The following is a 20,248-nucleotide window of genomic DNA, read 5'->3' on the forward strand; positions in this document are numbered from 1 at the left end:
AAGAATTCTACTTTAGAGATCAATGTCGAAGGGGAAGAACATGGTCGGGGGTAGGAGGTTTGGAGTTGGAAGAGCAAGGGATCAGTTCCAAGATGCAAGTTGTGAGTTTTAAAAAAGGCCGGGGCCGGAGGTTAGTGGTTGGAGATTCGTAAGAGCATGAGAAACTGGTTGACGTTGAATGGTTCTCCGTTCGCCGAATAAAAAATTGAGTTCTTCGTTCCGACGCTCCGCGTCCAAGTTCTTCGTTCTTGGTTAGAGCAATGAAGCAATACTATCCAGATTCCGACCAGGAGCTTTGTCGGAATGACGGAATCTAGCCTTTTCGCAATAGCCGTTAGTTGTCATACCAATGAGCCTGCCCTGAAAATCTGCCCCAATGAGCCCCTCTTCGGTCATCCCGTGATGACTCTGCACGGGATATCTTTCTTCATCTTCAATAGCAAGAGCGGGGATTAGCTGATTCTTGGATTCTGTACCATTATTCACGGAGATCCTGACCAAGAGCTTGTCAGGATGACCAAAAGTACGATTATCCTGCCCAGAAAACATGTTGTTCCATCCCGCTATATCTCCACGCCGTAATTCCGTAGAGCTTACCCTGAAGCCTGCCCCACTGAGCCTGCCCTGAAAACTTTCCCCAATGAGCCTGTCCTGAAGCCTGCCCCAAAATGCTCCTGTTTGGGGTCTCTGTTCAGGGCTCCTGTTTGGGATCTCTGTTCAGGGTCATCCCGAACTTGTTTCGGGATCTGGACTTACGCAAGTGGTCGGAGGTAGGAGGTTGGGGGTTGGTCAGGAGCAAAGAACAAGAGCTTGACCCAGTCCTAAAGAAGCAATTCAAAGCCATCTGATCAGAACCAGCTTATTTCGTCATCCTGAAGCGCTCCTGTTCAGGATCTGGGTTTTTTCAGGAACCGTGGTAGGTGGTAGGAGGTTAGTGGTCGAAAAGAGCGAAGTGAAACCGGTTAACCGTCCTTCAAACAAAACATCTTCGTTCTTGGTCAAAGAAAAAAACGAGAGATTCTGAAACAATTTCAGAATGACGGGATGCGACGTTTTGAAATCTCCATACACTGTCATCCCGAACTTGTTTCGGGATCTGGACTTACGCAAGTGGTCGGAGGTAGGAGGTTGGGGGTTGGTCAGGAGTAAAAAAGAGATTGACCCAGTGCTAAAGAAGCAATTCAAAGCCATCTGATCAGAACCAACTTATTTCGTCATCCTGAAGCGCTCCTGTTCAGGATCTGGGTTTTTTCAGGAACCGTGGTTGGTGGTAGGAGGTTAGTGGTCGGAAAGAGCGAAGTGAAACCGGTTCTCCGTTGGACGGTTAACCGTCCTCCAAATAAAACATCTTCGTTCTTGGTCAAAGCGAAAAAACGAGAGATTCTGAATGGAGTTCAGAATGACGGGATGCGACGTTTCGAAATCTTCATACACTGTCATCCCGAACTTGTTTCGGGATCTGGTTTTGATCCTCTCGGTGGACGGAATCCCTGACGAAGAACCAAGAACCTGGACGCGTAGCGTCAGAACGAAGAACCGTTTTCTCAAATGACGGCTCTTATGCCCGACAGTGTGACTTGCTCTCTTAACTCAGTCAAGCGTGAAATCGTGTCCGCAGTTCTTGCAGAAGCGATTCTCTTTCTTATTCAGCATGTAGCAAAGACTGCATTTCTTGTAACCTACAAGAGAAGCGCCGCAGTTCGAGCATTTGGTTGCATTGTCCTCATTCTCCGCACCGCATTCGGGACATCTGGAATAACTCTTGCTCTTGGTCTTCTCAATTCTCGCTTCTCTGTCTGAGACAAATGTGTAGTCATAGGTCATATCTTCCTTAAGTTCTCGACCGCTAACCGTTTCCTGTTCACTTACGGGGCCGGAGAAGCTCTTTGTCTTCGCCATTGCAAGAAGCATTCTCCCCAGTGTCGTCGCAATGAAACCCAATACCAGAAACACAATCACGCCACCGAAGACCAGACTCAAGTAAGGAGCAAGAAAGAAACTGGCAAAACTGAATATTATCAAACCTATTCCAACAACATACACTATTCCACCGACAATTTTTATTATTGTTCTCACCGGATCACCAGAGCGGATATACATTTTATCACCGTCCTTTGTATTCAATTTTACAATGCCTTTCAGTACTTGCAAAACAGATCAATCTTAACCCCTTCTGTGAGCACCTGCGAAATTGTAGAATTGATTGACAGAAATCCGAAGGGAGAGAAATGATTTGGAAATTACTACTGTTTTGTTGTTGTTGGCGCTTTTCTTTGGTTTGGTTTCGGTCCTTGTAATACTTTTCAAGATTTGAAGAAGCATTGTTCGGATACCATTACAACGTCTGATGCTTTTCTTTGGAAAAGGAGACAACACTGGCATTAGTTGCGCAGACAAGGTCAGTCGGTCTCAACCAGATCTGAAGACCTCGTTTGCCAGCACTCACGGATATCCTTTCTTCATTCAAAACTCCTTTATCAACGAGAATCTTGAAGCTCTTCTTCATCCCGAGAGGCGAAACTCCTCCCCTGACATATCCTGTAAGCGTCAGGAGACTTTCTGAAGGAACCGTCTCGATATTCCCGTCACCCGTGATCTCTGGAAGCTTCTTCATATCGATCTCTCTATGACCGCCGAGACAACAGACAAAAACCCCGCTTCTGTCACCCTTCAAGACAATAGTTTTCACGGTTCGCGAAGGTGACAAGCCCAGCTTCGATGCAACATTCTCGGCACTCAGATCGTGTTCGTCGACTTCGTATTCTAGAATCTCATATTCAATCCCAAGCCCATCCAAGATTCTAGTGGCATTTGTCTTTAAAGGCTTTTTGCTTTTCATTCGATTCTCCATTGGAACTGAAGTTGTTTTAACCGATCAGTTTCTTGTGAAGTAATTCCAGCCGCTTGTTTATATCTGCAGCGGAAAGTTCCGTCACGAGCTCGTCGAGATCTCCGTCCATCACATAAAGAAGTCTGTAGCTTGTAAAATTTATCCTGTGATCAGTTACCCTGTTTTGAGGGAAGTTGTAAGTTCTTATCTTTTCGCTTCGTTCACCGGTACCGATTTGCGTCCTTCTTGCCTCAGTAATCTCATTCTCTGCTTTAGAACTGTACATTTCATACAGCCTTGCACGTAGAATCTCGAGCGCTCTAGCTTTATTCTGATGCTGAGATCTCTCTTTCTGCACGGCAACTACTATCCCTGTAGGCTCATGGACTATCCTTACGGCGGAATCGGTCTTGTTTACGTGCTGGCCTCCGGCGCCTGAAGAGCGATACGTGTCGATTCTGAGATCGGCAGGGTCGATTTTGACCTCTGTTTCGCTTACTTCTGGAAGCACCGCTACCGTCGCAGTAGACGTGTGGATTCTTCCCCCCGATTCAGTCGTCGGCACTCTCTGGACTCTGTGGACTCCGCTTTCATACTTCAGTTTACTGAATACGCTTCTGCCTCTTATCTGAAAGATGACTTCCTTGAATCCACCGATATCCGTCTCATTTGAATCGATTATCTCCGATTTCCAGTTGTTTCGTTCTGCATATCTGGTGTACATTCGGAAGAGATCGGCAGCGAACAATGCAGCTTCTTCTCCACCTGTACCGGCCCTTATCTCAATAATAATATTCCTCTCATCTGCTAGATCGGGGACGAGAAGTCCCTTTAGATTAAGCTCCTTTCTTGCGATTCTGTTCTCGAGATCGGATATTGTATTCGCGATCACTTCCTGTTCGTTCTCTTCTGCGGTAGCCTTCATTTCATGCCATTCCTCAAGTTCGCCCTTCATCGAGTCTATTTCGCTATAAAGATTAATGATCTCAGAGAGCTCTGCATGTTTCTTCCCGTATTCCATAAGCTTGTCCGGGTCTGAAGCAACTTCGGGTTTTGAGAGTTCCTTCTCGACCTCCTTGAATCTCTCCCTGAAGACTTCCATTATCTTGCCTAAATCCATTAGAAGGCCCTCCTGAGCATTGCATTGGGGTCCCTTGCGTAATCCTGAAGCTGGTCCTTGTCGATTATTCCCTTTTTGAAAACATCCATCAACGCATCATCAAAGGTGACCATTCCATACTTTATCCCGGCCTGCATCATAGATTCTATTTGGTGGAATTTCTGCTCCCTTATAAGATTTCGGATAGCCTGGTTCACTACCATTATCTCGATAACCGCGATTCTTCCTTTACCGTCCCTCCTCCTGAGCAATCTTTGGTATATTACCGCCAGCAGAGTATTGGCAAGCTGCATAGCTACCTGGTTCTGCTGATGAGGCGGAAAGACTCCCACTATTCTTTCGGGTGTGGTAGCGGCGGAATTTGTATGGATTGTCGAGAATACAAGATGGCCTGTCTCAGCAGCAGTCATGGCAAGTTCCATCGTTTCGCTATCTCTCATCTCTCCAACTAGAATGACATCGGGGTCCTGCCTCAATGCATATTTCAGTCCATTATAAAAAGATTTCGTATCCGATCCAAGTTCCCTCTGATGGATCAGGGCATTTTTTGGTTCGAAAACGTATTCTACTGGATCTTCTATGGTGATCAAATGAACATGTCTCGTTCTGTTGATGTTTTCAAGCATTGCGGCAAGAGTAGTCGATTTTCCACTTCCGGTCGGTCCTGCAACAAGCACGAGGCCCTTATCTGGTTTACAGAATTCCTTGAACAACGGCGGATAACCCAGATCTTCAAGAGTCTTGATTGTTTTCGGGATTAACCTCAGAGCGACTACGGGAAGCTTATTTGAATAGAAGTAGTTTCCTCTTACCCTTAAAGAGCTGAACCCAAAAGAAAAGTCAATCTCCTTACTTTCCGAATCCTGTAACTTAATCTCAGATATCTCTTGAAGTTCTGTCGTTATCTTCTTCATCATTATTTCGTCGGTCAACAGTTTGTCTTGAATCAACTCACCATCGACCCTGTATATGACGTTTTCACCTGAGGTTAAGTGTATGTCGCTTGCATTCATCTGTTCACCTTTACTCAGAATTTCCTTTATCAGCATCTAGCCACACCTCCCGGAACAGAGAAGATTTTAACACAATGCACTGTCCGATAACTATGGTAAGATCTATGATTCAAGGGGAAACAATAGTTCTCGTAAGTCAGTCCAATTACTCGGCCGACTAATTCGGGAGGGATTCGAGTGTTTTACGAACTCTATCTGAGGTCATTCTGTGACGGCAATGGCGATGGAATTGGTGATTTTATCGGAGCCGAGCGGAAGCTCGACTATCTTGCAAATTTAGGTATTGAAGGAATCTGGCTTTTGCCGATTCTTCATTCGCCATCTTACCATGGCTACAGTGTCATCGATTTCTTTAGTGTCAACCCAATCTATGGAACTCTTAAGGATTTGAGAAACTTTCTGGCATCAGCGCACAAACTAGATTTGAAGGTCATACTGGATCTTCCGATGAATCACACCTCTCCAAATCATGAATGGTTCTTGAAGGCCTTGAATGGAGAAAAACCATACAGAGACTGGTATCTCTTTCTGAAAGACGAACAGTGGCTGAAGGCTAGGAGACATTGGGACGGAGAGCAGGTATGGACAAACTACTCGGGACAGTGGGTCTACACATTGTTCGGACCTGGAAGTCCTGATCTCAACTATGAGTCTTCTTCCCTGTGGCAACAGATGAAGGAGGTCCTTACATTCTGGTTATCCGTAGGATTCGATGGATTCCGATTCGATGCTGCAAAGCACATTTTCGATTTTTCTCTTGAAAAAGGCATCTGCGAGTACCAGCACAGCAGAAACATCGCTTTCTGGAAGGAGATGACGGCACACTGCAGATCGATTTCTCCAAATTCGATATTTGTGAGTGAAGTGTGGGACGATGCGCAAATAGTAGACCTGTACTCCGCGATCTTTGGAATTGGATTCAATTTCCCCCTTGCCGAGGACCTGAAAACTTCCGTTGCGACAAGAGACCCAGAACTCCTAGTGAAGTCTTTGAGGACTGATCTCAATAGATCTTTCAGGTCGAAGCGTAGCTATGAGTCTGGAGTTTTCCTGACAAATCATGACATGAGTCGTCTCGTATCGGTTATGGACGGTGACGAGAAACTCTCTCTTCTGGCAATGTCGGTCTTGTTGTCTCTTCCCGGAGTGCCATTCTTCTATTATGGCGAAGAACTTGGAATGGAAGGGGTCTACAATACGTATTTCAACGAAGAGCAACTTGAACCCTTCCTGTGGTTCGAGAACGGCTACGGTCCAGGTCAAACCGAATGGAAAGCGCTCGGGAAGAATCATCCTCACAGCGGCAGGTCTCTGGAAGCACAAAAAGCTGTAGATGGGAGCTACTTCGAGAGATTCAGGGCTATACTTGAATTCAGGAAGAACAACTCCTGGCTGAGGTTGGCAACTATGAGAGGCTTGAAACGAAGAGAAAACCTGGTAATCTTAAGAGTCGTTGGAGAAAGCCGGAGCGCGTACATTTATCACAATCTCGGGAAAAGACGTGTCGCTTTAGAAGACGTTTCTAATCTTCAGATCATCAACGGCTCTTTGGGTAGGTATCGCGGCAAGAGATACCTTGGAGGTTTCTCGAGCGCAATCGAGGTGACTGAATGACCGAAGACAGAATGGTGCTTTCAAGAAGAGGCTCAATAATAGGGGTGACCGGAAATGCAGCGCTCGCGGTGCTGAAGGTTCTTACCGGTTTCTTCACCGGAAGTATGGCTATTTTGGCCGACGGAGTAGATTCGACTACGGATATTTTGACCTCGGTTATTACCTGGATCTCTACATCCGTATCAAACAAGCCGCCTGATGCGCAGCACCCGTACGGTCACGAAAGGGCAGACGCCGTTGCCTCAAAAATCGTATCCATGGTTATTTTCTTTGCCGGAGCACAACTGGCCGTTAGTTCCATTCAGAAGCTCTTCAGCGGTGGATCCTCTGTTGAGAATATCGCTCTGGTAATTGTGGTGGCAGCCATCTCCTCTGCTGCGAAGTATTTTCTATATCGTTATAAGCTGGGAATAGGAAAGAAGATTGATTCATCGGTCTTCATAGCCGATGCAACGAACATGAAACTGGACATCGTCATCTCGCTATCTGTACTGGGAGGCTCGATCTTCGTGGGAATTACTGGCCTGCAGATAGTGGATTCGATCGTAGGGTTGGCAGTATCTGCTCTGGTAATCAAGACCTCCATAGAGGTCTTTTGGGAGACCAATTACGAGCTGATGGACGGGCTCAAACCTGGAGACGACATTTACAAGGTAGTTTTCGATTCGATAGAAAGGGTTCAGGGTGTTCAAAATCCTCATAAAGTCAGAGTGAGAAAAATGGGTTATAAGTACCTCGTAGATCTAGATATTGAAGTAGACCCGGATATGTCGGTAAAGAAGGCACATTCTCTTGCAAAAAAAGTCGAGGCCTCTATAAAAGAAGATCACAAAAATGTCTACGATGTCCATGTCCATGTAGAACCCTCTGGCAATGTCGAAGACGAGAACTTCGGGATCGACTCCTCTAAGGAATTTAATGAAAGCCTGAATAACAAAGACGAGAAATCGGAATAGGCCGCTATGAACAGAAACCTTTAACTCATCATTTTTAGAGAAATTCGTGATTGTAATCAAATCTGTACTATAATTGTTTTGAAAAAGCTCTTCGTCAGGTCATCAATCAACTATCAATACTCGGTACCTCATCCAATATTCGGGGGTGAAATTGTGAATCTCAAAGGCTCAGAGACTGTTGAAAACCTTATGAAGGCATTTGCCGGTGAATCACAGGCTAGAAACAGATACACTTTCTATGCATCTGTGGCGAAGAAAGAAGGCTTTGAACAGATATCGGCAATCTTCAAGGAAACCGCCGACAACGAGAAGGAACATGCGGAAGTCTTTTTCAAACACATTATCGACGGTATGAAAGACGAATTACCCGTTATGGTACATGTCGACGCCGACTATCCAGTGGATCTACGAGGAACAAAAGAAAACCTAAAGGCGGCCGCCGCTGGAGAAAATGAGGAATGGACCAAACTCTACCCAACTTTCGCCGATGTCGCAGAAAAGGAAGGCTTCTTGGATGTCGCTAATAGCTTCAGACAAATAGCAAAAGTAGAGAGCAGACACGAGGCCCGTTATCTAAAACTACTGGAAAACGTCGAAACCGGTAAGGTATTCAAGAGAGAAGAAAAGGTTCTCTGGAAGTGTGGAAACTGCGGCTACATTCTCGAAGCTAAGGAAGCTCCGGAGCAGTGCCCGGCTTGTAAACACCCAAAGGCTTACTTCGAACTTTTCGTTGAGAACTACTAGATCTAAACCCTTAAGCTAGTGAGGTCCGGCAAAACCGGACCTTTTTCATCTAGTCATTGAGATTGGTTAATGACAAGAACCCTTCCCGAAACACACTGAATTCACGGTCTTCAAGACTTTCTAGATCCGAGTTTTTCACGAGAAATTCAAGGAAGTTCAGTATGCTTTCACAGGAAATATCGTTGTAGTTTCTTCCTTCAACTCCAACGTTACGACTTGAGAGAATCTCCTTTGTAAAGCTGTAGAGGGAATAAAGATCAAGCCTCTCCAGTTCAAGATAACGCGCAAGGTCTTCTAGCAGTCGTACCCATGTTTCAACAGGATTGAAGATACCAAAGTGATCCTGAAGAACCGGCATGAGCTGGCCGTAATAGAAATGTTGAGTAGATTCGCTCTGCCACGGTTCAACTCCGAAGATCGCCCTGGCCTCCTCTTTCTTCTTCTTAGGAAGAGAAAACAGCGCACGCGCAATTGCGTCATGCTTGGCGAAGACGAAGTACTCCTCGCCGTTCAAATATCCCAGCTCATCTAGACAATCAAGATATCCTTCTCTCATGAAGTTTCTTGCGATATCAGGGTCGAAATCGAGAACGTCTCCATAGAACTCGCGTGGCTTGATAACCAGATACTTTACTTCCTCCAATCTCTTAAGCGAAGTGAGGGTAAGCACATCCCTTATTCTCTTTGGACCAAGATCCACAATGATAATCTCTTTGAAGCCTCTGCTAAGAGCCATGTTTACAGGGATATTCCTGTATATTCCTCCGTCGATGAATTTCTCTGAACCAATTTCTTCTCTCTTGAAGACCGGATGATTTGCGCTGGCAAGTATATAATCTTCTAACTTTCCTTCTGGAATATCGTCTAGGAATAGCTCCTTGGGTTGCATATTGCTAAGAGAATAGGTGACGATTCCAACATCGATTTTCGCCTTTCGTACTAATTCTTCTTTAAGAAGTCGACCAAAGTTCTCTCTCAGAGGTGCAGGATCGAAACCACGGCTCTTCAAGGCAGCGAGGGCTTTTTCGATTAGGTTTCCGTCGGGGCCGTCTTTCACAACTTTGTCAAAATCGATTTTCAGCCACAGTTGCCTTGCATCTTCGAAATTGTCCATGGCAATAGCCATGGAATTTATCGCGCCAACGGAGGTTCCGTAAACTCCCCCAATTTCGATCCCACAGTCTTTCAAGGCCTTCCATACTCCGATCTGATAAGCGCCACGCGCTCCTCCCCCCGAAAGAACGAGCCCTATCTTTTCTTCGAACTTAACCCTTTTGCTCATCGGTATTAGCAAGTCCGACAGATTCAACTTTGCCATTTTAGTCACCTCACTGCAATTCTATATTAGACCAAACGGTAATTCCAGAGATTGTCTCCCTTAAACACACTTCGGATATAATGCCTAAGGGAGGTGTTCATGAATCTTTGAGAAACGGCTTTGCCAATATGGTGGCCAAACAGGAAGAGGTTGTTGCATAAGCAAGATACCGGGCCTGTCATGTAGAATTCGCTTCGGAGAAACTGTCGATCCTGCCTCTTATGGCATCACGAACCTCAGCAATCCACTGAAAGTGAATGAGGACACTTTCTTCCAGATTACCTCTATAACTAAGAGGTTCGGCGTTCTTGCAGTAATTAGATTGGTAGACTGCCGCAGACTTGATCTTGACAGACCTTTACGCGATTATTAACCCAACTTCAAGCTCTCGGACGGAGAGGCCGAAAAGAGTTTGACAATGAGGCATCTTCTTACACAATCATCGGGGGAAGGGAGATTACTTCAAGGATTTCCGTTTTGGCAAAAATGTTATGGGAAACATGGTTAACAGCATATTGGCACTTCCACAGATCAATCCCCCCGGAAATGATTCTTTCCTACTGCAATTCCGGTTTCTATGTCGCAGGCAGGGTCATCGAAGTGGTTACCGGAAAACCCTTCGAATAAGCCATCAATGAATTGGTTTCAAAACCTCTCGATCTCGATAAGATCCGTTTCTCTCCCGAATAGGTCATTACCGAACGGTTTGCCGTCGGCCATCATGTCAAGAAGGAGAAGATATTTGTTGCACAACCTTGGCATATTGACAGAGCTTTGCATCCGGCAGGTGGAATCGTTACCAACGCCGAGAATTTGCTTAAGTATTCTGCATTTTACTTTGCTGAATCGTCCCCCAAAAGACTGGAATCATAAGTGAAGACTCATTTGAGGCCCTGACCACGGGAAGAATCGACGCTTCTCCGGCCTCCAGAGTTGCTCTAGGATGGTTCGTTGAGGAGATTGAAGGCGTCAAAGTCCTGCAGCATAGATGCCGGGCCAACGGTCAGATTTCCTTGCTGATAATACTTCTCGATCTAAACCTTTCGGCGGCTATCCTTACCAATAGCAATGAAGGCAGCAAACCAACTTCTATCTTCACCAGAATGGTGATCGAAAAACTTCTGGGAATGAGCCCAATCATTTTGGCCCCAGCCAGCGATGCACTTGAGAACAGAAAGGATCGTTGGGAAGTATTTGGGAAAAGTCCGACCTGGATATCTTCAAAAAAGACTGCAAGCCGTTCATAAGAAAGATACCTTGCGGAGGATTCCCAGAAGAAGACTTGGAACCGGCCCCACCATTTCTTCCTCAAGAGATGTCAATATCCGAGGAAGGATTCCTGATCAGCCAGAGCGAACCTGATCCGTCAAGCGCGGGAGAGTTCATGCCCGATCGTACGGGTGAAGTTGCAGAGCTTAGAATACGGCTTCGCACGTACAAAAAGGCAATGCGTCAATAAAGTCTCTGAATTCTATGGACATTCTTGCAACCTCTTCCTCTGATAGAATAATAGTGCGGTCAAGTCTTTCTCACACGATAAGATGATTGGAGGGTTATTATGAGCCAGCTCGTTGTTATGGGAAACACAAGTCTCAAAGGCGAGATAAAGGCAAGCGGCTCCAAGAATTCAGTTTTGCCTATTCTGGCAGCGACTGTCATGATCGAAGAACCGGTAGTAATAAAAAATGTCCCTGAACTGCGCGATGTTCAAACAATGATTTCCATACTTCAGCAGATTGGAAAGACAGTCTCATTCGAAAACGAGACGGTAACGGTAATGCCAGGGGAAATACTAGTGGGAAACGTTCCGTATGAGCTTGTAAAGAAAATGAGGGCCTCATTCAATATAATTGGCCCTCTTACCATGATCTGCGGGTGGGCAAAGGTAGGAAAACCCGGTGGCTGCAACATCGGTCAGCGTCCCGTCGACTTTCATCTGAAGGGTCTCGAGGCCTTTGGTTTCAGAATAACGGAGGAACATGGAGACGTCATGGCCGTCATTCCCAACAGTTTTGAAAAAGAGATTGTCTATGCGCTTCCCTTTCCCAGTGTTGGCGCAACCGAGCAGCTCATGACTACGGCAGCTCTAATGGAGGGAAGTACGATAACTATTGAGAATGCTGCCCGAGAGCCGGAAATATCGGATCTCCAGAACTTCCTTAATGCGTGTGGCGCACAGATTGCCGGTGCCTCGACACCTACCATAAAGATTACCGGAGTTAGAAATCTCCATGGATCGGAATACTCGGTTATTCCCGACAGAATTGAAACGGGCACTTATCTCCTTGGAACAATAGCCACCAAAGGCGACGTGAAGATTCACGGAACAAGGTCGGACCACCTGATTTCTCTCCTGAGTATTCTTGAGGAGATGGGAGCAGGTATAGAGAAAGGCCAAGACTATTTGCACGCCTTCTGGAAGGGACCGCTGAAGCCGGTAAGAATATCGTCGGAACCATACCCTGGATTTCCTACTGACCTCCAGCCGATAATAACTGCCGTGCTGGCAACGGTCGAAGGCACATCCGTTATAGAAGAGAACGTCTTTGAAAACAGATTTGGATACGTAGATGAACTAAATCGAATGGGAGCAAGAATCAAAGTATCGAGTAGCCACGCTAACATATGCGGCGTCGATAAACTCAGTGGAGCAGAGGTCGTAGCCCCTGACATAAGAGCCGGCGCTGCACTTGTGATAGCAGGACTGGCGGCCGATGGAGAAACAATAATTAACAACGTTACCCATCTCTTCAGAGGGTATGAGAGGTTTCAGGAGAAATTGAGAACACTGGGAGCCAAGATAACCTTCTATCCCGACGAAGAATGAAGATCGGAGTTGCGGGTAGCAGGTTGGGGGTAGGAAGAGCAAAGGATCAGTTCCAAGTTGCAAGCTGTGAGTTGTAAAGGCCGGGGTTTGAGGATGGTGGTTGGAGGTCGGAAGAGAAAGAAAACTGGTTCTCCGTTGAGCGGTTCACCGTTTTCCGAAAAGAGCCGTTAACCGCTTTCTAAGATACGCTGAACGCTTGAAAGCGCAAAGGATAAGTTGCATGAATAAAAGCAGACGAGGTTCAAAGTTGGTGGTAGGAGGTCGGAAGATCAAGAGAACTATGCGCCATTGAGCGGTATTCGCCGGCGAAAAGGAACTGGATGTTGAAACAAGTTCAGATGACGAGAAGGGCAGGGTATCGATTACAGGGTATGGGGTTTCGTGAAGAGAACCGGTTCATCAATTCAGGGTTTTACTGTAACTGAGAAAGTTATTCCGGCACCGGCTCTTGGCAGGAAGCTCCTCACTCTGTCATCCCGAACTTGTTTCGGAATCTGGTTTTGATCTTCTCGGAGGACGGTGGACCGTTGACGGACAACGTGTTTTTCATCAGCGTGCAGCGGTTCTTTGGGGCGCAATGCTGAAACAAGTTCAGATTAAGGGGTGTAAGACTCTCAGGACGAGTTAGATTGGTTGTGCGTTATGGGTTGATGGTTAGGCGAACTTGTTCGAAGTGTTCCTTTTCTCTTCCATAGCCCAAACGCAATCTCAGTTACCGTAGACTCGAATTTGCGTGACTAATCTCAGCTGACGGTCTTCCGTCAACTCTCAAGAGTGAAGAAAAGGAATGGGTTGGATGGATTCAAACGCAGAAAGACTTGTCAAAGTGCAAAAAGCAATAGAAAACACTCGTGAAAGGCTGCACTCGTGTGACCTGTGCCCCAAGAAGTGTCGTATAAACAGGTTCGAGGTTCCTGGTTTCTGCATGCAAAGGATCGAACCAAGAGTCTCGGCAACTGTTCTCCACTTCGGGGAAGAACCACCTTTGGTGAAGGAAGGCGGTGCAGGTGCGATCTTTTTCAGTGGCTGTTCAATGAGCTGCCTCTACTGTCAAAACTTCGCCTTCAGTCAGAAGAATTCAGGCAAGGTCTTTTCTTTTGAAGAGCTATCACGACACTTTATGAAGATTCAGGAGGAAGGGGCCGCTTGCATCGATCTCGTCACTCCGACTCCAAATCTGTATGGCTTTCTCAAAGCTTACGAACTTGCTCTTAAGGAGGGCTTTTCTCTTCCGGTAGTGTTCAACACAAGCGGCTATGAAGAAGTGAGTACACTGCTGCTTCTCGATGGAATCGTGGACATATACCTCACAGACATAAGATACACCGACGATGAGGTTGGAAAGAAATACTCCCTTGTTCCCGACTACTGGACTGTCACAAAGAAGGCAGTTAAGGAGATGTTCAGGCAAACAGGCTCTTTCAGAGAAGAAAACATGCGAGGAGTTATCGTCAGACATCTTGTTCTACCTGAAGGAATAGCAGGCACTGAAGAAATGGCGGAGTTTGTTGCTTTTGAATTATCTTCATCCGTTCCCATATCGCTTATGTCACAGTATCGACCTGTTTACAGGGCGAGAGAATACTATGAGCTATCGAGAAGAATTTCGGAAGAAGAGTACGATCACGCGCTGAACGTGATAGATGCGTTTGGCCTCACCGGTTGGATGCAGCACTTCGAGTCGAATGAAGGCTACAGGGCGAAACCTCTGAGGTGGGACTAGATGATTTTCACAATCTCTTTCTTTTTGTGGATCACTTTTTTTGGCAGATTCACTCTGGCCTCAGTAGTTTCGGGAGTGTTAGTTTCCGTTCTTCCTCAATATATATCATCTAGACTCATTCGTTCCGGCCCCGTTTTTGCCACGGCTTTCAAGATTATTCTTGCCTTGCCAATAGCCGTATTTCAAGCGTTCAGACTTATCTTCTCAAGACCCGTCTTCACGGTCAGGAGTGAGAAATCTCCGGAAAACAGAATTGTGGAGTTTGGCAAGATCATCTCTATAACGATGACCCCTGAGGAAATAGTCATCTCGAAAGACAGGGAAGGATTGCTGATTCATGAGGTGAAGAAGTGACTTTTTACATCACCATGGCTGCAACTATCTCCTCCATTGTAATGCTTGTGTGGTTCGCCGCAGGCAGTAATCCCTGGAGGCTTCTTGTGGCTTATTCTGCTATCTCCACAAGACTTCTAATAGGTATAATTTTCATTGAGATGGTAACAAGCGTCGATTTCGTCTCGAGTGTTGCTCTTCTATTCCTTATACTCAACACAAGCGGAACGATTATCGCAGCTTATTATATGGGAGTGCGCAGATGATGGAAATAATCGCCTACATAATTCTGATCCCTGGGCTTTTCTTCGTTGTTGCCGGTACTCTCAGGGCGGTTTTTGCACACACGATAATTGGTACACTTCATTTCCTAACCATAGCCGATACGGTTGGCCTGATATTCCTAGTGATCTCGGCGTTTTTCTTCGGTCTCCTGACGATAATCGAAATGCTCGCGTTCATAGTTGCTTTAATGGTTACGGGACCTCTCGTGACACACGTCATTGCAAGAGCTTTCATAAACTCAGGGGGAAGAGAGAAATGAGCTTTGTCATAGTCGCAATCAGCTCTTTATATATTGTCAGTGCGATAATAGTCCTTTCATCGAAAACCAATTTCCAAAGCGTAATCTGGTTTGGGATTGTCGGTTCTCTGTCAGCCATAATAATGATGATAATTGGAGCACCGGATGTTGCCATGACTCAATTTTCGGTCGGGGTAGCCCTTGTTCTGATCGTTTACATAATGGCGCTCAAGAAGCAGCGCCGTGTTCGTCTCGGCATTGTCGAGGTACCGTCGATGATTGAAGAGACACCCTCTGGATTCAGGGGTCTGGAGTGGGAGATAATCCAGCTTGTCGATGAGAAAGAGGGTTATCATCTCGAACCTGTGAAGTTTTCCAGCAAGGAAGAGGCATTGGTAGCGATAGAAAACCATGATATAGATTTGATTTGCGGAGCGCTTACAGAAGACGATGTTACCGGCAGGACGAAGGGCATTCCCTATTTGGAAACTTCGATCTTCCTGTGCAATGGAGAGGAAATCGATTTTGTGAGACTGAAGCACTTGAGCAGAAACTCCCTTTCTCCAACGCCTGAGTTTCTGAGAAAGAGCAGCTATGTCTTTGTCGTTTCGACGAATTCACCTGATCTCGAAAAGGATATCCTTGAAGGACTGGAGTTCATAAGATCTTCGGGAAACATTGAGGAGATTGTGGGGCGGTATCTGTGAAGATCGCGGGAATCATAGCTCTGATAACCATCTTCATGATCGTTCTTTTTTCCTTTGATCCGTTCGGCAGTATTCCAGAGCCGATCGAAGAAATAGTGAATCGAGTAAACGTACCCAATATAGTCACAAGCGTTTATCTTGAAACAAGACTCTATGACACTATTTTCGAGATAATAGTCTTTACGATAACTGCACTTGGTGTTGCAAGCCTTTTTACTTCGCTGCCCGTTAATAGCGACGAGGGTCAGCAGGTATTCGGAACGGTTACTGTTTACAGCGGTGGACTGGCTGCACTGTCCATAACGCTCTTCCTATATGTTGTGATAAACGGTCACATAAGTCCCGGTGGAGGATTTGTTGGTGGAGTAGTTCTCGCAACGGGCGTTGTCACTTATGGACTCACTTCGAGTTTCAGGAGAGCGAGTCTTCATTATGAGATCTTCAAGGTAAATATGCTGGAGAACGTAAGCCTTATTCTTATTTTTGCGTTTTCATGTTTCATCATAATCTTTCCAGAGGCTCACGCACAAATACTATCTGAGGCTGGATTCGGTTCGGTTTTCAGTGGCGGACTAATACCCATGATGAATATATTGATAGGAATCAAAGTATATGCAGGCGCCTGGAAGATGTCCAGCGAGTTCATAAACAGACGGGGAACATTATGACGGGAATTCTCGTAATCTATTTCTCGATAATTGGTATGCTGGTCGGAGCAGTGGGCATGATTCTCTCGAAAAACATAATAAAGAAAATCTTGTCCCTTGGTATAGTAGAGACTTCCGTAAATCTTATGTATACCGGAATTTCGGCCAGAGGAGGGATAATTCCCCCCATAATCAGCGGTGACTTTTCTAATGCAGTCTATGCAGACCCCATTCCCCAGGCCGTAATAATTACCGGAATCGTAATTTCATTTGCATTGCTCTGTCTTTCGCTCGTATTTGCGATCATAATTTACAACAAGTATCACACAATGAATGTCGAGACTATCGAAATGATTTTCGAGAGGGAGGAAAAATGATAGCATTAGTCTTCCTGCCCGTTCTCGGAGGCGTTATCTGCCTTGTATTGAAGAAGAGAAAGAACGTCAGCCTGATCATTGCCATTGTTACGGCTTTAGTCGGTGGAAGCGTCCTTCCATTTGTTATCTTTGACAACGCTTCGATAGACATAGGGAACTGGGGTTCACTTGGAATTGGACTTGCGATAGATGAATTAGCAATCCCCTTTCTGCTATCGACTTTTATCGTTATGCTCGCGGTGATTTTGAATTCTATCAAGAAGGGTTATGACGGTTTTTTCTATGCCTTGATCCTCATACTTTACGGAACTCTAAATTCAATATTCCTTTCGAGAGACCTTTTCAGTATTTTCGTAACCGTTGAACTCGCATCGATAATTTCCTTTATCCTAATTTCCTACGAGAAGAAGCCCCGTCAGGCCTGGGCCAGTCTGAAGTATCTGCTCCTCTCTTCACTAGGTCTGAACTTCTATCTACTAGGAATCGGAATCGTCTATATGGAAACGGGTTCATTTGCGATGGATAGTCTCGAACAGGTTTCGACTATCGCAACAGTTCTGATCTTTGGGGGGCTGGCCGTCAAGTCCGGTCTTTTCTTTTTCTCAATGTGGCTTCCGGATGCTCATTCCAATGCGCCAATCGAAGTGTCTCCAATACTATCCGGTCTTATTGTCAAACTTGATGTCTATTTATCGATAAGGTTCATAACCTATTCCTCTTTCGGCTGGATGAGAGATACCTATATGTTCATAGGAATCGTAAGCGCAATTGTCGGCGTCGTATTCGCAGTCAATTCAAAGAACGCCAAGAGGGTGCTAGCATATCACACTATCTCTCAAGTTGGATTCATGCTTGTGAATTGTGACAAGTCCTCTGCCTGGCACGGCTTCAGCCATGCAATATTCAAAACGCTCCTTTTTCTGGTCGTCGGAAATATTTCGGAAAGACTCGGTACAAAGGAGTATACAAAGTGGTCGGGGAAGATCACGAGGGTCGAGTACGCTTTTCTGTTGATCGGTTCGCTCGCAATCGCGGGATTTCCCATGACATCCGGATGTGTGACGAAGGAGATCATCATACACGGCGCTTGTTGTCCCTCGTTGAAGATACTGCTCCTCATTGCTTCCGCTGGAACGGCCATGAGCTTCTCGAAATTCATCTTTCTCAAACCCGGAAAATCTTCCTCGCGGCCTGCCGCGAATACCGTTGCGGCTTACTCCATTTTGTCCGGAGTCATAATCGTACACGGGATTATCGGTTTCGAAATATATATGTTCGAATCATTATTTGCCGTTATTGCGGGAGTAGCCGCATATCTTCTGCTTCGCAAGTTTCTCAGACCTCTGCCGGTTTATTTCGAGAGGATCGATTCGGCTCTCTCTTCCTATCTCGTTCTATTTCTAATTTCGATCGTGTTGGCAATTATCCTCTCCTCTTGAAAAGGAGTATCGATTCCGCTATAATCGTCTTTGTAGGCGAGTAGCTCAATTGGCAGAGCGACGGTCTCCAAAATCGTAGGTCGGGGGTTCGAGGCCCTCCTCGCCTGCCAGAAAAGAGAGGAAGTTTCCTCTCTTTTTTATTTCCCCCCTATATGCTTTGCCATATTCAAGCTGGTAACTTCATACCCCATCTTCCTATATAGAGCAACCGCCACGGTGTTATGTGCGAAAACATGGAGCGAAAGGTCTTCCACTCCTAGTTTTGAAGCATATTCCTCAAGCGCCTTCAAGCTCTCTTTCCCGTAGCTTTTTCCCCTGAATGCCTCATCGATTACGAAATCATAGATGAATCCCTTCTTCTCCATTCCCGGGAAGATATGTAGCCAGACACAGCCGATCTTCTTGCCTGTATCCTTTTCCTTAAGATTCAGCAGTTCGTGGTTCTCTGTGTTCAGTCCGTCAGTCAGCAATGAATCGACCTCTCTCTTCGATTTTTCTAGTGCGCTTTTCTCTTCCCATCTTCCGGATTTCACATTCTCTACCGCGTAGTTTTCAACAAGTTTTCTCAGATATACGCTAAACTCATCTGACCTCATTTTCTCTATAACTATCATTCTGTCCCTCCTCTATAGATCATATCCAACAGAAATCTCTTGAAGAGTACCTTGATTGAAAAGTAATCGTCGACGTACTCTGATGACCGGAAACTTCAGGACAACAACCAGTCTTAGAAAGAGCAACAAGAAAGTACACTTCCTTGATTAATGAAAACCACTACTGCTCTCTTAAAGTGATCAAGTACACTTTCTGCTGATAAAATTGTTTTATACATGATATTCTAAATCACAAGGGGAGAAATCACAGTTTGAGAACCGTCGAGATAATTATTCAGGGAAGAGTTCAGAAGGTCGGCATGAGAAACTTCATAAGGCGTCTGGCTACGAGACATGGGATTACTGGTTATGTAGAGAACCTCGACGATGGCTCGGTGAGAGTAGTAGCTCAGGGCAGCAAAGCACAGCTAAATGCATTCCTTGCGAAGATCGAGAAGGGATCGATTTCGATAAAGCTTTCCGGAGGAAACATCAAGAGGGTTACTGAACGGCCATCCATGGAACACGGGTTCATGGACTTTGAAAAAAGGTAATTCCTACTGGAGGAGAAAAATGACAGTGATAATATTGGTGCTGATCGTTGTAGGATTTCTGGGCATCGTCGGTGCCGTTTTTGCCAACAAGGTCACGAAACCGCGGCAAATCCCGTACGAAGAGACCTACCGCATCGAAGTCGAAAACGGCAGAATGGATCCGGAGTGGTTCGAAAAGATCGAAAAGGAGGAGGTCTGGATTGATTCTCCGTATGGATACAAACTTCACGGGTTACTCATTCCGAACGACAATTCCGAAAGAGCTGTAATTATCTGCCACGGTATCACTTATTCGCTGTTCGGTTCCATAAAGTACGCGAAAATTTTTCACAAGCTAGGCTTTAACATCATCGTATATGACCACAGAAATCACGGAAAGAGCGGAGGCACGAATACGACTCTGGGCTATTACGAGAAACATGATCTTGCTGCGGTGAAAAACTGGGTCCTGGATAGACTGGGCAAGAAGACCAGAATAGGTCTGCATGGGGAATCGATGGGTGCCGCAATCGCAATTCAGTATCTTTCTCTAGATGATGAGATCGACTTCTGCGTCGCCGACTGTGGTTTTTCGGACCTCGAAGAATTGCTCTCGATAAGGTTGAGAGAGGACTTTCATCTGCCAAGAGTTCCATTCATCTGGCTCGCCCGTCTCTTCGCTAGGATAATGACTGGAGCCGATCTCAAGGAAGTCAGCCCGATCAGATCAGTAAGAGAGACTTCCATTCCTATCATGTTTGCTCACGGTGGAGAAGACCACTACGTCCCTACCTTTATGAGCGAAAAGATGTACAGTGAAAGACAATCAAACAAACATCTACTTATAGTTCCCGATGCTGGCCATGCGATGGCCCTTGTTACCGATCCAGCGAAATACGAAAAAGAGATAGAATGGTTTCTTCGTAGTAATGATCTCCTTTGATTCAGCTC

23 protein-coding genes and 1 tRNA gene are annotated in these 20,248 nt (G+C 45.7%); 16 read left to right on the top strand and 8 right to left on the bottom strand.

What is annotated here, in order from left to right; genetic code table 11:
* Positions 1 to 252: 252 nt before the first annotated feature.
* From Y696_RS10860 to Y696_RS10885, 5 genes are all read right to left on the bottom strand, one after another.
* Positions 253 to 549 carry a hypothetical protein gene (locus Y696_RS10860; protein ID WP_006489966.1) on the bottom strand — a complete coding sequence of 99 codons (297 nt, stop codon included), beginning with the start codon at positions 547 to 549 and terminating at the stop codon, positions 253 to 255.
* Between the two features lie 1,041 nt (positions 550 to 1,590).
* Positions 1,591 to 2,100 carry a zinc ribbon domain-containing protein gene (locus Y696_RS10870; RefSeq protein ID WP_006489964.1) on the bottom strand — a complete coding sequence of 170 codons (510 nt, stop codon included), beginning with the start codon at positions 2,098 to 2,100 and terminating at the stop codon, positions 1,591 to 1,593.
* 235 nt (positions 2,101 to 2,335) lie between these two features.
* Positions 2,336 to 2,839, bottom strand: coding sequence for a Cys-tRNA(Pro) deacylase (gene ybaK, locus Y696_RS10875; protein WP_014731754.1), 504 nt, complete (start codon positions 2,837 to 2,839; stop codon positions 2,336 to 2,338).
* Between the two features lie 28 nt (positions 2,840 to 2,867).
* Complete coding sequence (gene prfA / locus Y696_RS10880) at positions 2,868 to 3,950, bottom strand: peptide chain release factor 1 (protein WP_014731755.1); 1,083 nt, start codon at positions 3,948 to 3,950, stop codon at positions 2,868 to 2,870.
* On the bottom strand, positions 3,950 to 4,999 hold the full coding sequence (locus Y696_RS10885; protein ID WP_014731756.1) for a type IV pilus twitching motility protein PilT: 1,050 nt from the start codon (positions 4,997 to 4,999) through the stop codon (positions 3,950 to 3,952). The genes prfA and Y696_RS10885 overlap by 1 nt, the downstream gene beginning before the upstream one ends.
* A gap of 141 nt (positions 5,000 to 5,140) precedes the next feature.
* On the opposite strand from Y696_RS10885, the gene Y696_RS10890 reads away from it, so the two are divergent.
* The 3 genes from Y696_RS10890 to rbr all read left to right on the top strand — a co-directional run bounded on the left by Y696_RS10890 (position 5,141) and on the right by rbr (position 8,277).
* Entirely contained in the window at positions 5,141 to 6,577 is a 1,437-nt protein-coding gene (locus tag Y696_RS10890) for an alpha-amylase family glycosyl hydrolase (RefSeq protein WP_014731757.1), read from the top strand.
* Positions 6,574 to 7,533 (top strand): cation diffusion facilitator family transporter, encoded by a 960-nt coding sequence (locus Y696_RS10895; protein WP_014731758.1) that lies wholly within the window; start codon positions 6,574 to 6,576, stop codon positions 7,531 to 7,533. The genes Y696_RS10890 and Y696_RS10895 overlap by 4 nt, the downstream gene beginning before the upstream one ends.
* Positions 7,534 to 7,686: 153 nt before the next feature.
* Positions 7,687 to 8,277 carry a rubrerythrin gene (gene rbr, locus Y696_RS10900; protein WP_014731759.1) on the top strand — a complete coding sequence of 197 codons (591 nt, stop codon included), beginning with the start codon at positions 7,687 to 7,689 and terminating at the stop codon, positions 8,275 to 8,277.
* Between the two features lie 49 nt (positions 8,278 to 8,326).
* Here the strand turns inward: rbr and Y696_RS10905 are convergent, their stop codons facing one another.
* Positions 8,327 to 9,595 (bottom strand): patatin-like phospholipase family protein, encoded by a 1,269-nt coding sequence (locus Y696_RS10905; RefSeq protein ID WP_014731760.1) that lies wholly within the window; start codon positions 9,593 to 9,595, stop codon positions 8,327 to 8,329.
* A 175-nt stretch (positions 9,596 to 9,770) separates the two neighbouring features.
* Here Y696_RS10905 and Y696_RS14510 point away from each other — a divergent pair, with 175 nt between their 5' ends.
* Complete coding sequence (locus tag Y696_RS14510) at positions 9,771 to 9,968, top strand: serine hydrolase domain-containing protein (RefSeq protein WP_407656342.1); 198 nt, start codon at positions 9,771 to 9,773, stop codon at positions 9,966 to 9,968.
* Between the two features lie 630 nt (positions 9,969 to 10,598).
* Here the strand turns inward: Y696_RS14510 and Y696_RS14095 are convergent.
* A complete protein-coding gene (locus Y696_RS14095) occupies positions 10,599 to 10,736 on the bottom strand; it encodes a hypothetical protein (protein WP_158309314.1) in 138 nt (45 codons plus the stop codon).
* 417 nt (positions 10,737 to 11,153) lie between these two features.
* On the opposite strand from Y696_RS14095, the gene murA reads away from it, so the two are divergent.
* From murA to Y696_RS10965, 10 genes are all read left to right on the top strand, one after another.
* Positions 11,154 to 12,422, top strand: coding sequence for a UDP-N-acetylglucosamine 1-carboxyvinyltransferase (gene murA, locus Y696_RS10920; RefSeq protein WP_014731761.1), 1,269 nt, complete (start codon positions 11,154 to 11,156; stop codon positions 12,420 to 12,422).
* Between the two features lie 925 nt (positions 12,423 to 13,347).
* Entirely contained in the window at positions 13,348 to 14,145 is a 798-nt protein-coding gene (locus tag Y696_RS10925) for a radical SAM protein (RefSeq protein ID WP_236609163.1), read from the top strand.
* On the top strand, positions 14,146 to 14,499 hold the full coding sequence (locus Y696_RS10930; protein WP_014731763.1) for a hypothetical protein: 354 nt from the start codon (positions 14,146 to 14,148) through the stop codon (positions 14,497 to 14,499).
* Positions 14,496 to 14,744, top strand: a complete 249-nt coding sequence (locus Y696_RS10935; RefSeq protein WP_006489940.1) for a hypothetical protein — start codon at positions 14,496 to 14,498, stop codon at positions 14,742 to 14,744. Before Y696_RS10930 ends, Y696_RS10935 begins: the two co-directional genes overlap by 4 nt.
* Positions 14,741 to 15,022: a monovalent cation/H(+) antiporter subunit G gene (locus Y696_RS10940; protein WP_014731764.1), complete on the top strand. Its 282-nt coding sequence runs from the start codon at positions 14,741 to 14,743 to the stop codon at positions 15,020 to 15,022. The genes Y696_RS10935 and Y696_RS10940 overlap by 4 nt, the downstream gene beginning before the upstream one ends.
* Positions 15,019 to 15,708 carry a hydrogenase subunit MbhD domain-containing protein gene (locus tag Y696_RS10945; protein ID WP_014731765.1) on the top strand — a complete coding sequence of 230 codons (690 nt, stop codon included), beginning with the start codon at positions 15,019 to 15,021 and terminating at the stop codon, positions 15,706 to 15,708. Before Y696_RS10940 ends, Y696_RS10945 begins: the two co-directional genes overlap by 4 nt.
* Positions 15,705 to 16,376, top strand: coding sequence for an MnhB domain-containing protein (locus Y696_RS10950; RefSeq protein WP_014731766.1), 672 nt, complete (start codon positions 15,705 to 15,707; stop codon positions 16,374 to 16,376). Before Y696_RS10945 ends, Y696_RS10950 begins: the two co-directional genes overlap by 4 nt.
* A complete protein-coding gene (locus tag Y696_RS10955) occupies positions 16,373 to 16,732 on the top strand; it encodes a sodium:proton antiporter (RefSeq protein WP_014731767.1) in 360 nt (119 codons plus the stop codon). The genes Y696_RS10950 and Y696_RS10955 overlap by 4 nt, the downstream gene beginning before the upstream one ends.
* Positions 16,729 to 18,171: a proton-conducting transporter membrane subunit gene (locus tag Y696_RS10960; RefSeq protein WP_014731768.1), complete on the top strand. Its 1,443-nt coding sequence runs from the start codon at positions 16,729 to 16,731 to the stop codon at positions 18,169 to 18,171. Before Y696_RS10955 ends, Y696_RS10960 begins: the two co-directional genes overlap by 4 nt.
* Positions 18,172 to 18,205: 34 nt before the next feature.
* Positions 18,206 to 18,281 (top strand) — tRNA-Trp (locus Y696_RS10965).
* 27 nt (positions 18,282 to 18,308) lie between these two features.
* Here the strand turns inward: Y696_RS10965 and Y696_RS10970 are convergent.
* Entirely contained in the window at positions 18,309 to 18,785 is a 477-nt protein-coding gene (locus Y696_RS10970; RefSeq protein WP_006489927.1) for a GNAT family N-acetyltransferase, read from the bottom strand.
* 251 nt (positions 18,786 to 19,036) lie between these two features.
* Here Y696_RS10970 and Y696_RS10975 point away from each other — a divergent pair, with 251 nt between their 5' ends.
* Together Y696_RS10975 and Y696_RS10980 are read left to right on the top strand one after the other, a co-directional pair.
* Positions 19,037 to 19,318 carry an acylphosphatase gene (locus tag Y696_RS10975; protein WP_014731769.1) on the top strand — a complete coding sequence of 94 codons (282 nt, stop codon included), beginning with the start codon at positions 19,037 to 19,039 and terminating at the stop codon, positions 19,316 to 19,318.
* Positions 19,319 to 19,337: 19 nt separating this feature from the next.
* Positions 19,338 to 20,240, top strand: coding sequence for an alpha/beta hydrolase (locus Y696_RS10980; RefSeq protein ID WP_014731770.1), 903 nt, complete (start codon positions 19,338 to 19,340; stop codon positions 20,238 to 20,240).
* Positions 20,241 to 20,248 lie beyond the last annotated feature (8 nt).

It is taken from the genome of Mesotoga sp. H07pep.5.4 (assembly GCF_003664935.1).
GTDB lineage: Bacteria > Thermotogota > Thermotogae > Petrotogales > Kosmotogaceae > Mesotoga > Mesotoga prima.